Raw genomic sequence first — 14,015 nt, 5'->3', positions numbered from 1 at the left:
AGAGGAGCGGGATTAGATGGCCAACGAGGACAAGCTCCGTCACTTCCTCAAGCAGGTGACGACCGACCTGCACGCGACCCGTCGCCGCCTCCGCGAACTGGAGGAACAGGAGCAGGAGCCGATCGCGATCGTCGGGATGAGCTGCCGCCTCCCCGGCGGTGTCGCCTCGCCGGAGGACCTCTGGGAGCTGGTTTCCTCCGGTGGAGAGGGGATCTCCGGGTTCCCGACGAACCGGGGCTGGGACGTCGACGGCCTGGTGAGCGAGGACCCCGGCGAGCAGGGCACCACCTACGCCAGCGAGGGCGGTTTCCTGCACGAGGCAGGCGAGTTCGACGCCGGGCTGTTCGGGATTTCGCCGCGTGAGGCTCTCGCGATGGACCCGCAGCAGCGGTTGCTGCTGGAGGCGTCGTGGGAGGCGTTCGAGCGCGCGGGGATCGCGCCGGAATCGGTGCGCGGCAGCAGGACCGGCGTGTTCGCCGGGGTCATTTACCACGATTACGCCACCGGTCTGTTCTCCTTGCCCGAGGGCGTCGAGGGCTACCTCGGCACCGGCACCTCCGGCAGCGTCGCCTCCGGCCGGGTGTCCTATGTGTTCGGTCTCGAAGGGCCCGCGGTCACGGTCGACACCGCCTGCTCGTCCTCGCTCGTGGCGCTGCACCTCGCGGCCAAGGCGCTGCGCTCCGGCGAATGCACCATGGCGCTCGCCGGCGGGGTGACCGTGATGGGCACCCCCGGTACGTTCGTCGACTTCAGCCGTCAGCGCGGGCTCGCGCCGGACGGGCGCTGCAAGGCGTTCGCCGAGGCCGCCGACGGCACCAGCTGGTCGGAGGGCGTCGGCCTGCTGCTGGTCGAAAAGCTTTCCGACGCGCGGAAGAACGGCCACCCGGTGCTCGCCGTCCTGCGCGGTTCCGCGGTGAACCAGGACGGCGCGTCGAACGGGCTGACCGCACCGAACGGGCCGTCGCAGCGGCGGGTCATCGGCCAGGCACTCGCCGACGCGCGGCTGTCACCCGACGACATCGACGCGATCGAAGCGCACGGCACCGGCACCACCCTCGGCGATCCGATCGAGGCGCAGGCGCTCCTGGAAACCTACGGCCAGGACCGCGACCACCCGCTGCTGCTCGGCTCGATCAAGTCGAACATCGGACACACCCAAGCCGCGGCGGGTGTCGCGGGCGTGATCAAGATGGTCATGGCGATGCGGCACGGCGTGCTGCCTCGCACGTTGCACGTGGACGAGCCCACGTCCCATGTGGACTGGTCTGCGGGCGCGGTGTCGCTGCTCACCGAGAACCTCCCGTGGGAGAAGGCGGACGCGCCGCTGCGCGCCGGCGTTTCCTCGTTCGGGATCAGCGGGACCAACGCGCACGTGATCCTCGAACAGGCCCCCGTCGACGAGGCGGAACCGGTCGAGGTCAGCCGGTCGGCGCCGCCGGTGCTGCCGCTGGCGATCTCGGCACGGGGCAAGGAGGCCCTGCGCGCGCAGGCCGCCCGCATCAAGTCCGTTGTGGACGACGAGACGCTGCTCGACGTCGCGTACTCGCTGCTGACCTCGCGCGCGAAGCTCGACCACCGCGCGGTGGTGGTGGGGGAGACGGCCGCCGACCTGCGCGACGGGCTGACCGCGCTCGCCGAGGGCCGCCCCTCCGCCGCGGTGCTCGACGGGGTCGCGCTCGCCGACCGCGTGAAGTCCGCGGTGTTGTTCTCTGGTCAGGGTTCGCAGCGTGCGGGGATGGGCCGGGAGCTATATGGGGAGTTCCCCGTTTTCGCTTCCGCGTTGGACGCGGTGTGTGCGGAACTGGACAGGTCCCTGGATCGTCCGGTGAAGGAGTTGATGTTCGCCGAGGATGGCGAGCAGTTGAACCAGACGCAGTACACGCAGGCTTCTCTGTTCGCGCTGGAAGTGGCGTTGTACCGGCTGGTGGAGTCGTGGGGTGTGCGTCCGGATTTCGTGACGGGGCATTCGATTGGTGAGCTGACTGCGGCGCATGTGGCTGGGGTTCTGTCGCTTGAGGACGCTTCCGCGTTGGTGGCGGCGCGGGGCAGGTTGATGCAGGCTCTGCCGACGGGTGGGGCGATGCTTTCGGTGCAGGCGACCGAGGATGAGGTCAAGCCTCTGCTGGAGGGGCTTGAGGACAAGGTTTCGATCGCGGCGGTCAATGGCCCGCGGTCGGTGGTGGTTGCGGGCGATGAGGATGTGATTGCCGGGTTCGAGTCTTCGTGGGAGTGGAAGACGAAGCGGCTCACCGTGTCGCATGCGTTTCATTCGCCGCGGATGGAGCCGATGCTGGCGGAGTTCCGTGCTGTTGCGGAGGGTTTGTCGTTCGAGGCGCCGCGAATCCCGGTGGTGTCCAATGTGACCGGTGCGCTGGCGGAGGTGACGGATCCGGAGTACTGGGTGCGGCATGTTCGTGAGGCGGTGCGGTTCGCCGATGGTGTGCGGTTCCTGGCCGAGCAGGGTGTGACCACGTTCCTGGAGCTGGGTCCGGATGGTGTCTTGTCCGGGATGGCCGCCGAGTCCGTTTCGGACGCTGTCGTGGTGCCTGTCCTGCGTCGTGATCGGGACGAGGTCACCTCGCTCACTACGGCCGTGGGTCGTTTGCACGTCGCCGGTGTTTCTCTTGATTGGGAGTCGTTCTTCGCGGGTACCGGTGCCCGAACCGTGGAGCTCCCCACTTACGCCTTCCAGCGGGAGCGGTACTGGCTGGAATCGGCCGCGGTGGACTTGGCCGCGCTGGAACGTGATGTCGCGGACGCGCGGTTCTGGGACGCGGTGGAGCGCGGGGCCGTCGATGAGCTGGCTGAGGTGCTCAAGGTCGATGATGGGTCGTTGGCGGTGGTGGTGCCCGCGTTGTCGTCGTGGCGGCGGGTGCGTCGTGAGCGGTCTGTTGTGGACGGTGTGCGGTATCAGGTGTCGTGGACGCCGGTGACGGTGGAGTCCAAGGCTCTGGATGGCCGGTGGCTGTTGGTCGTGCCCGAGGACGAGACTGCTCTGCCCGAGGCCCTGGAGTCGCGGACCGGCGAGCTGGTCGTGCTGCGGGTGCCGGAGGACATCGACCGCGCGCTGCTCGCCGAGCGGATCCGCGAATCCGCGCCGGAGGGCGGATTCGCCGGTGTCGTGTCCGGGGTGGGCCTGTTCGGAGTTCTCGCGCTGGTGCAGGCGCTGGAGGACGCCGGTGTGGCGGGCCGGGTGTGGGCTGTTACCCGGGGTGCGGTGGATGCGGGTGATCGCGTGACCGATTCCGAGGCCGCGATGGTGTGGGGCGCCGGGCGTTCGATCGCGCTGGAGTACCCGCAGCGGTGGGCTGGCCTGATCGACCTGCCCGAAATCCTCGACGATCGTGTTGTCGGCCAGTTGACCGGGGCACTGACCGGCACCGAGGTCGAGGTCGCGATTCGGAACGCGGGCGTGCTCGCCCGCCGCCTGATCCACGCCCCCGCTACGACCGAGGCGACCTGGACGCCGCAGGGCACGGTCCTGATCACCGGGGGTACCGGCGCGCTGGGTGCTCGGGTGGCCCGGTGGGTGGTGGCGAATGGTGCTGAGCACGTGGTGCTGACCTCGCGTCGGGGCCGGGAAGCCGAAGGCGCCGAGGCGTTGGAGGCCGAGCTGGTGGCGGCGGGTGCGCGGGTGACGATCGCGGCGTGCGATGTGGCGGATCGGGACGCGGTGGTGGCGTTGCTGGAGCAGGTTCCGGTGAACGCGGTGGTGCACACCGCGGGGATCGTCGATGACGGCGTGGTGGATTCGCTGACCCCGGACCGGGTGGCCGGTGTGCTGGCCCCGAAGGTCGACGCGGCCCGCAACCTGCACGAGCTGGCTGGCGAGCTGGACGCGTTCGTCTTGTTCTCCTCGGTGGCCGGGGTGCTGGGCGGTGCCGGGCAGGCCAGTTACGCCGCAGCGAACGCCTTCCTGGACGCACTTGCCGAGCAGCGGCGTGCCGACGGGTTGCCCGCGACGTCGATCGCCTGGGGTCCCTGGGCCGGGGGCGGCATGGCCGCCGCGGACGAAGCGGGCAGCCGCGCCCGCCGAGGTGGTCTGGGCCTGATCGAACCGGAAACCGGGATGGCGGTGCTCGCGCACGCCGTCGGCATCGACACCACGCTGACCGTGCTCGACGTCGACTGGGACCGCTTCGCGCCCGGCCGACCCGGCCTCCTGCTCAGCGACCTGGTCGAAGTCCGCATGCCTGCCACCGAAACCACCACCGCCATCGCGAACCAGCTCGCCGGGCTGCCCGAGAGCGAGCGTCTCGAAGCGGTGCTGGACGTGGTCCGGTCGTACGCGGCGGCGGTGCTGGGATATGCCGGTGCGGAGGCGGTCGACCCGGATCGGGCGTTCCGCGACCTGGGGTTCGATTCGTTGACGGCGTTGGAGTTCCGCAATCAGCTCGGTGCGGCGGTCGAGGTGCCGTTGCCCGCGACGCTGGTGTTCGACTACCCGACGCCGGTCGCGCTCGCGCGCTTCCTGATGGGGGAGATCTCCGGCGCGGGGGCCGCGGTGGCGGCCCCGGTCGGTGGGGTGGCTGCGGCCGATGAGCCGATCGCGATCATCGGGATGAGTTGCCGGTTCCCTGGCGGGGTGTCCACTCCGGAGCAGTTCTGGGACCTGATCGTCTCCGGCACCGACGCCCTGTCCGACTTCCCGCTCGACCGCGGGTGGGACCTGGAAACCCTGTACAACCCGGACCCGGACGGCACGGGCACTTCGTACGTGCGCGAGGGCGGTTTCCTGCACGAGGCTTCGGGTTTCGACCCGGTGTTCTTCGGGATTTCGCCGCGTGAGGCGCTGGCGATGGATCCGCAGCAGCGGTTGTTGTTGGAGACCGCGTGGGAAGCCTTTGAGCGTGCGGGAATCGACCCGACCTCGCTGCGCGGGTCGCAGACCGGTGTGTTCGCCGGAACCAACGGCCAGGACTACGCCACGAACGTCGCGTTGAACCCCGAAGGCGTGGAAGGCCATGCGAGTACGGGTAATGCGGCGAGTGTGGTGTCGGGTCGGGTGTCGTATGTGTTGGGGCTTGAGGGTCCGGCGGTGACGGTGGATACGGCGTGTTCGTCGTCGTTGGTGGCGTTGCATTGGGCGATGCAGGCGTTGCGGTCGGGTGAGTGTGGGTTGGCGTTGGCTGGTGGGGCGACGGTGATGGCGACGCCGGGGACGTTTACGGAGTTTTCGCGGCAGCGTGGGTTGTCGGTGGATGGTCGGTGTAAGGCGTTCGCGGAGTCGGCGGATGGTACGGGGTGGGGTGAGGGTGTGGGGTTGTTGCTGGTGGAGCGGTTGTCGGATGCTGAGCGGAATGGGCATCCGGTGTTGGCGGTGGTGCGGGGTTCGGCGGTGAATCAGGATGGTGCGTCGAATGGGTTGACGGCGCCGAATGGTCCGTCGCAGCAGCGGGTGATTCGCCAGGCCCTTGCCAATGCGCGTCTGGAACCGTCCGACGTGGACGCGGTGGAAGCACATGGCACGGGTACCACGCTTGGTGATCCGATCGAGGCACAGGCGTTGCTGGCGACGTATGGGCAGGATCGGGACGTGCCGTTGTGGTTGGGGTCGGTGAAGTCGAATATTGGGCATACGCAGGCTGCCGCGGGTGTGGCGGGTGTGATGAAGATGGTGTTGGCGTTGCAGCGGGGTGTGTTGCCGCCAACGTTGCACGTGGATGAGCCTTCGTCGCATGTGGACTGGTCCGCGGGCTCGGTCGCGTTGCTGACCGACGTCACTCCGTGGCCGGAGACCGGCGCTCCCCGCCGCGCAGGCGTCTCCTCCTTCGGGATGAGCGGGACGAACGCGCACACCATCCTCGAACAAGCCCCACCAACCGAACCGGTCCCGGTCGAGGAAACCGGCGGCCCGGCACCCTGGATCCTGTCCGCCAAGACCGAAGGCGCGCTGACCGCCCAGGCCGCCAACCTCCGTCGGCACCTGGCGGACAACCCGGACCTGTCGATCGCGGACGTGGGCTATTCGCTGGTGTCGTCGCGGGCGGTGTTGGAGCAGCGTGCGGTGGTGATCGGTGATCGTGACGCCTTGCTGTCGGGTCTGGATGCTGTGGCGGGTGGTGGTTCGGCCACTCAGGTCGTCACCGGGACCGCGGATGTGCGGGGCAAGGTTGTGTTCGTGTTCCCCGGTCAGGGTTCGCAGTGGGTCGGCATGGCCGTGGACCTGCTGGAGTCCTCGCCGGTGTTCGCGGAGCGGTTCGCCGAGTGTGAGCGGGCGTTGTCGTCCTTTGTGGACTGGTCACTGGTCGAGGTGGCCGGTGACGAGGCCGCGTTGGAACGGGTAGATGTCGTGCAGCCCGCGTTGTGGGCGGTCATGGTGTCACTGGCCGCGGTGTGGCGTTCCTACGGTGTGGAGCCTGCTGCGGTGGTTGGTCACTCGCAGGGTGAGATCGCGGCCGCCGTGGTCGCGGGTTCACTGTCCCTTGAGGACGGTGCACGGGTAGTCGCGTTGCGGAGCCAGGCGATTCGGGACGAGCTGGCGGGTAAGGGCGGCATGGTCTCGATCGCTCAGCCCGAGAGTGCTGTGGTTGAGCGGATTGCTCGGTTCGGTGATCGGGTCGCGGTGGCCGCGGTCAACGGCCCCGGCACCACGGTCATCGCGGGTGAGCCCGAGGCGCTCGCCGAGATCCTGGCCGAGTGCGAAGCCGAAGAAGTGCGGGCGCGGAAGATCGCGGTGGACTACGCCTCGCACACCCCGCAGGTCGAGTCCATCCGGGACCGTCTCTTGGAGGTGCTGGCCCCGATCCAGCCGCGCACGAGCGAGGTCGCGTTCTTCTCGACTCTGACCGCCGACTGGCAGGACACCACCGGCCTGGATGCCCGTTACTGGGTGGAGAACCTGCGCCACACGGTCAAGTTTGACCAAGCCACAACCGCACTGGCTGAGCAGGGTTACCGGTTCTTCGTCGAATCCAGCGCGCACCCCGTGCTGACCATGAGCGTGCAAGAAACCCTCGACATGCTCGACACCGAGGGTGTCGCGATCGGCACCCTGCGCCGCAACGAAGGCGACCTCGACCGGGTACTGACCTCGCTCGCGGAGGGATACGTCCGCGGGCTCGCGGTGGACTGGGCGCCGGTGTTCCCCCGGACCGCGCGCCGCGTGGAGCTGCCGACGTACGCCTTCCAGCGCCAGCGGTACTGGATCGACCTTCCGTCCGCTTCGGACGGTGCGCTCGCGATATCCACGGATGTGGTGGAAGCCCGGTTCTGGGACGCGGTGGAGAACGAGGACCTGGAAGCTCTATCCGGCACGTGGGAGATCGACGGGGATCGCCCCTTCAGCGAGGTCCTGCCGGTCCTCTCGTCGTGGCGGCGGCAGCGTCGTCAGCAGTCCACAGTGGACCAGTGGCGATACGTGATCACGTGGAAGCCGCTGACTACCGCGGCTGTGCGGTTGTCCGGTAGGTGGCTGCTGATCACCGAGGGCGAAACCGATCATGCCGCGTGGTTCGCCGATACCCTGCGTACGCATGGCGCGGATGTTGTGACCGTTGAGGCGGGCGAACTGTCCGCGCGGATCAACGAACTCGGTGAGATCGCCGGGGTGGTGTCCCTGGCTGCCGGTGTGGCGGAGACGCTGATGGTGGTGCAGGCGCTGCTGGAGAGCGCGGTCTCTGCGCCGGTGTGGATCGCCACCCGGGGTGCGGTGTCGGTCGGCCGTTCGGACCGGGCGGCTGATCCCGGGCAGGCGCAGATTTGGGGTCTGGGCCGGATTCTGGGTCTGGAGCACCCCGACCGCTGGGGCGGTCTGCTGGACCTTCCCGCCACCGCTGACGATCGTGCGGCCGCCCGGGTTGTCGCGGTGCTGGCCGGGATCGAGGACGAGGATCAGGTCGCGGTGCGCGATTCCGGGGTGTTCGCGCGGCGTCTCGTGCGGTCGCCACTGGCGGACCGGGATGCGGTGCGGGAGTGGTCGCCGCGCGGCACGGTGCTGGTTACCGGCGGCACCGGTGCGCTGGGTGGGCATGTGGCCCGCTGGTTGGCCGCGAACGGTGCCGAGCACTTGGTGTTGACCTCGCGCCGTGGCCGGGACGCCGACGGTGCGGTCGAGTTGGAAGCGGAGTTGACCGGGCTCGGTGCGCGGGTCACGATCGCGGCCTGCGACGCCGCCGACCGCGACGCACTGGCCGAACTGCTCGCCGAGCACGGTCCTTTCAGTGCCGTGGTCCATGCTGCCGGGGTCGGCCAGACGTCGATGTTGGCGGAGACCACTGTCGAGGACGTCGACCGGGTTGTCGGCGCGAAGGTGGATGGTGCGCGCAACCTGGACGAGCTACTCGGCGACACCGAACTGGACGCGTTTGTGCTCTTCTCGTCCAACGCCGGAGTCTGGGGTAGTGGTGGCCAAGGCGCTTACGCGGCGGCCAATGCGTTCTTGGACGCGTTGGCCGAGCAGCGTCGCGCTCGCGGGATGACCGCGACTTCGATCGCTTGGGGTGCTTGGGGAGGCGGCGGTCTTGCTGCTGGCGACGGCGCCGAGGAGCACTTGCGCCGTCGCGGTGTGCTGCCGATGGCGCCCGAGTCGGCGGTGGCTGCTTTGGTGCAGTCGGTCGAGCATGATGAGACGTTCGTGGCTGTGGCTGATGTGGACTGGGCGAGGTTCGTGCCCGGGTTCACCGCGGCCCGCCCGCGTCCGCTGATCTCCGACATCCCCGAAGCGCGCCAAGTCCTCGACAGCGCCGATGCGAGCGAGGACGTCACGGCGGGTTCGGCGCTGGCAGAGAAGTTGAGCAGACTGTCCGAAGTGGAACGTCAGCGCGTCGTGCTCGACACGGTGCGCGCGGAAGCCGCGGCGGTGCTGGGATTCGCCGGTGCGGCCGAGATCGCTCCCACGCAGGCGTTCCGCGAGTTGGGTTTTGATTCGTTGACGGCGGTGGATTTGCGGAATCGGTTGTCTTCGGTGACGGGGTTGAGGTTGCCGTCGTCGTTGGTGTTCGACTATCCGAACGCGACGGTGCTGGCCGGGTTCCTGGTCGGTGAGGTGACGGGTGCGGTGGCGGAGGTGGCCGCGCCGACGGTGGTGGTCGATGCTGCTGGTGATGATCCGGTGGTGATTGTGGGGATGGCGTGCCGGTATCCGGGTGGGGTGAATTCTCCGGAGCAGTTCTGGGACCTGGTGGAGTCCGGGAGTGATGGGATTTCGGTGTTCCCGACCGATCGGGGTTGGGACCTGGACGGGTTTTATGGTGAGTCCGCGGTGTCGGATCAGGCGCGTGCGGGTGGGTTCTTGTATGACGTGGCGGAGTTCGACGCGGGGTTGTTCGGGATTTCGCCGCGGGAGGCCCTGGCCATGGATCCGCAGCAGCGGCTGGTGCTGGAGGCGGCCTGGGAGACCCTGGAACGGGCCGGGATCGCACCTCTGTCGTTGCGGGGGAGTCAGACCGGGGTGTTCGTGGGTGCCTCGGGTCAGGGGTATGGGGCGGGGTTGATGCAGGCCGCCAGCGACGCCGTCGAGGGCTACCTCACCACCGGTGACGCGGGCAGCGTGGTCTCCGGCCGCGTCTCCTACGCCCTCGGTCTCGAAGGTCCGGCGGTGACGGTGGACACGGCGTGCTCGTCCTCTCTGGTGGCTCTGCATTGGGCGGCGCAGTCGGTGCGGTCGGGGGAGAGCAGCCTCGCGTTGGCCGGTGGTGTCGCGGTGATGGCGTCGGCGGGTGCGTTCGCGGAGTTCGGTAAGCAGGGTGGTCTGGCGGGTGATGGCCGCTGCAAACCCTTCGCCGAAGCCGCTGATGGCACCGGGTGGGGTGAGGGTGTCGGCATGGTGCTGCTGGAGCGCCTTTCCGATGCCGAGCGCAATGGGCATGAGGTGCTGGCGGTGATTCGGGGTAGTGCGGTGAATCAGGATGGCGCGTCCAACGGCCTGACCGCGCCGAATGGTCCGTCGCAGCAGCGGGTGATCCGCCAAGCCCTGGCCAACGCCGGTCTCACGGCCACCGAGGTGGATGCGGTGGAAGCACACGGCACCGGGACCACACTCGGTGACCCGATCGAGGCTCAGGCTGTGCTGGCGACCTACGGGCAGGATCGGGAGCGGCCACTTCTGCTGGGTGCGGTGAAGTCGAATATCGGGCACACGCAGGCGGCGTCGGGTGTGGCTGGGGTGATCAAGATGGTGCAGGCGATGCGGCACGGGGTGCTGCCCAAAACACTGCACACCGATAAGCCGTCGTCGCATGTGGACTGGTCGACCGGCGCGGTCGGACTACTCACCGAGAACACACCGTGGCCGGAGACCGGCGCACCCCGGCGTGCGGGTGTGTCCAGCTTCGGGGTCAGCGGCACCAACGTGCACACCATCCTCGAACAAGCCCCCACCGCTAGCACCACCCCCACCGAAGAACGGGTCCAGGTCGACCGCCCGTTGCCGTGGGTGCTCTCGGGCAAGACTCAGGACGCGGTACGCGCACAGGCCACCCGCCTCCTGTCCCATGTGGACGGACTGAACGAAGCCGATGTCGCCTACTCCCTGGCCACCACCCGGACACCACTCGAACACCGCGCCGTCGTGGTCGGCGCCGATCACGACGAGTTCGTGGCCGGGTTGAAGGCCGTTGGCGAAGGCATGCCGTCGGGTGCGGTCGTCACAGGTCTCGCTCGCGGCACCGCGCTGTCCGCGGTTCTGTTCTCGGGTCAGGCTTCGCAGCGTGCGGGGATGGGTAAGCAGCTATATGGGGAGTTCCCCGTTTTCGCGGATGCGCTGGATGAGGTGTGTGCGTATCTGGATAAGTCCCTGGATCGTCCGGTGAAGGAGTTGATGTTCGCCGAGGATGGTGAGCTGCTCAACCAGACCCAGTACACGCAAGCTTCCCTGTTCGCGCTGGAGGTGGCGCTCTACCGGCTGGTCGAGTCCTGGGGAATCCGCCCCGACTTCGTCACCGGGCATTCCATCGGCGAACTCACCGCAGCCCACGTCGCAGGCGTGCTGTCCATAGAGGACGCGGCCGCGCTGGTGGTCGCACGAGGCCGGTTGATGCAGGCTCTCCCCACCGGTGGGGCGATGCTGTCGGTGCAGGCAACCGAAGCTGACATCGCTCCGCTGCTGGAGGGGCTCGAGGAGCAGGTGTCGATCGCGGCGATCAATGGTCCGGCCTCGGTCGTGGTCGCGGGTGATGAAGAGGTCATCGCTGGGTTCGAGGCGTCTTGGGAGTGGAAGACGAAGCGGCTCAAGGTCAGTCACGCGTTTCATTCGCCGCGGATGGAGCCGATGCTGGCCGACTTCCGCAAGGTCGCGGAAAGCCTGACCTTTGAAGCGCCGAAGGTGCCGGTGGTGTCCAATGTGACCGGTGCGATGGCGGATGTGACCGATCCGGACTACTGGGTCCGCCACGTGCGCCATGCGGTCCGCTTCGCCGATGGAGTCCAGTACCTGGCAGGCCAGGGCGTGACCACGTTCTTGGAGCTGGGCCCGGACGGTGTACTGACGGGGATGACTCAGGACACCGCGCCCGAGGCCACCCACATCCCCGCGCTCCGCCGCGACCGCGACGAAGCACACACGCTCACCACCGCCATCGCGAAACTCCACACCGCAGGTGTTTCCGTTGACTGGCAAGCGTTCTTCGCCGGTACCGGCGCCCGAACCGTGGACCTCCCCACTTACCCGTTCCAGCGGCAGCGGTACTGGCCGCAGGCCGCGCCGGTGGACTTGGCGTCGATGGGCCACGACGTGGTCGACGCGCAGTTCTGGGATGCGGTCGAGCGCGAAGACCTGGCCGGGTTGGCTGAGGTGCTCAAGGTCGATGATGGGTCGTTGGCGGTGGTGGTGCCTGCGTTGTCGTCGTGGCGGCGGGTGCGTCGTGAGCGGTCTGTTGTGGACGGTGTGCGGTATCAGGTGTCGTGGACGCCGGTGACGGTGGAGTCCAAGGCTCTGGATGGCCGGTGGCTGCTGGTCGTGCCCGAGGACGAGACAGCTCTGCCCGAGGCCCTGGAGCGGGCCGGCGAGCTGGTCGTGCTGCGGGTGCCGGAGGACATCGAGCGGACGACGCTCGCCGAGCGGATCCGGGAATCCGCCGGTGACGACGGGTTCGCGGGCGTGGTCTCGGGCTTGGGTCTCTTCGGTGTCCTGGCCTTGGTGCCCGCGCTGGAGGACACCGGTGTCGCGGGCCGGGTGTGGGCTGTTACCCGGGGTGCGGTGGATGCGGGTGATCGCGTGACCGATCCCGGGGCCGCGATGGTGTGGGGCGCCGGACGTTCGATCGCGCTGGAGTACCCGCAACGGTGGGGCGGCCTGATCGACCTGCCCGAGACCCTCGACGACCGCGCCATCGGCCAGCTGACCGGGGCCCTGGCCGGCACCGAGGTCGAGGTCGCGGTCCGGGGCGCGGGCGTGCTCGCCCGTCGCCTGATCCACGCCCCCGCCGCGAGCGAGGCGACGTGGACGCCGCGGGGCACGGTCCTGGTCACCGGTGGCACGGGTGCGTTGGGTGCGCGAGTGGCCCGGTGGCTGGTGGCCAACGGTGCTGAGCACGTGGTGCTGACCTCGCGTCGGGGCCGGGAAGCCGAAGGCGCCGAGGCGTTGGAGGCCGAGCTGGTGGCGGCGGGTGCGCGGGTGACGATCGCGGCGTGCGATGTGGCGGATCGGGACGCGGTGGTGGCGTTGCTGGAGCAGGTTCCGGTGAACGCGGTGGTGCACACCGCGGGGATCGTCGATGACGGCGTGGTGGATTCGCTGACCCCGGACCGGGTGGCCGGTGTGCTGGCCCCGAAGGTCGACGCGGCCCGCAACCTGCACGAGCTGGCTGGCGAGCTGGACGCGTTCGTCTTGTTCTCCTCGGTGGCCGGGGTGCTGGGCGGTGCCGGGCAGGCCAGTTACGCCGCAGCGAACGCCTTCCTGGACGCACTTGCCGAGCAGCGGCGTGCCGACGGGTTGCCCGCGACGTCGATCGCCTGGGGTCCCTGGGCCGGGGGCGGCATGGCCGCCGCGGACGAAGCGGGCAGCCGCGCCCGCCGAGGTGGTCTGGGCCTGATCGACCCCGACACCGGTATCGCGGTGCTCGCGCACGCCGTGGGCACGGACACCACGCTGACCGTGCTCGACGTCGACTGGGACCGCTTCGCCCCCAGCCGTCCCGGGCCCCTGCTCAGCGATCTCCCCGAAACCCGCACCACCACGACCCCCGCCACCACGGCGATCACCGACCCGCTCGCCGGAATCCCCGAAGGGGACCGCGCCGCCGCGGTGCTCGACCTGGTCCGGTCCTACGCCGCGGTCGTGCTCGGGCACGCGGGCGCCGAGTCCATCGACCCCGAGCAGGCGTTCCGCGATCTGGGCTTCGACTCGCTCACCGCGCTGGAGTTCCGCAACCAGCTCGGGGCGGCGGTCGACGTGGCACTGCCCGCGACGCTGGTGTTCGACTACCCGACGCCGGTCGCGCTGGCCGAGCACCTCCGCGCGGAACTGTTCGGCGACGACCCCGGTGCGCCGGGGCTCGCCGAGCTGGATCGCCTCGATGCCGTGGTCGCGGCCGGTACCCAGGACGAGGAAATGCGCGCGACAATGGTCGAGCGGCTGCAAACAATTCTGCAGAAACTGACCGAGACATCCGGTGAAACGGAAAAAGCCGCGGTCCGGGATCAATTGCAGTCCGCCTCCGACGACGAAATCTTCGATTTCATCAACACGCAGCTCGGCAGGTCGTAGGGCGCTGGGTAGGGGCCCATAGGGGTTGTCGGCATCGGATAAGGGGAACTACCGTTCCGTAGTGAAGTTTAATTCAATCCACCACGCATGACCGCGTACCGGGCGGGCTGGCGATTCCTTGGGGCATTGCATCGCGATTCGGCCTTGGTACTGGTCAGGGTGATGCGCCCGGGTGTCCCGGGGGCGCTTCGCGCGCGAGGAGGACGGAGCGGCCGGTGCCCGGCGTCGGCCGCTCCCGGCCACGTACCGGCACTGGCCTGGTGGAGCCGGTACGCGGGAGCCGGGCGCGGGCCATCAGGCCGCTGGCCCCTGCCCGGAGAACTTGTGCAGCAGATGCTGGGTTTGCTGCAGGTCGTCGAGAGGTGGCTTT

General features: G+C 69.0%; 1 protein-coding gene. It reads left to right on the top strand.

Features of this window, described 5'->3' with window-relative positions; all coding sequences use genetic code 11:
• Nucleotides 1-16 precede the first annotated feature (16 nt).
• Entirely contained in the window at nucleotides 17-13,645 is a 13,629-nt protein-coding gene (locus tag HUW46_RS09780; RefSeq protein WP_215546978.1) for a type I polyketide synthase, read from the top strand.
• Nucleotides 13,646-14,015 lie beyond the last annotated feature (370 nt).

This window comes from Amycolatopsis sp. CA-230715, from assembly GCF_018736145.1.
Classification (GTDB): domain Bacteria; phylum Actinomycetota; class Actinomycetes; order Mycobacteriales; family Pseudonocardiaceae; genus Amycolatopsis.
The sequence above is the reverse complement of the archived record's forward strand: the minus strand, read 5'-3'. Positions and strand labels throughout refer to the sequence as shown.

What these genes read in the sequence shown, in the direction of transcription:
- HUW46_RS09780 (WP_215546978.1), top strand. Translation starts at nt 17, where the DNA reads ATGGCCAACGAGGACAAGCTCCGTCACTTCCTCAAGCAGGTGACGACC.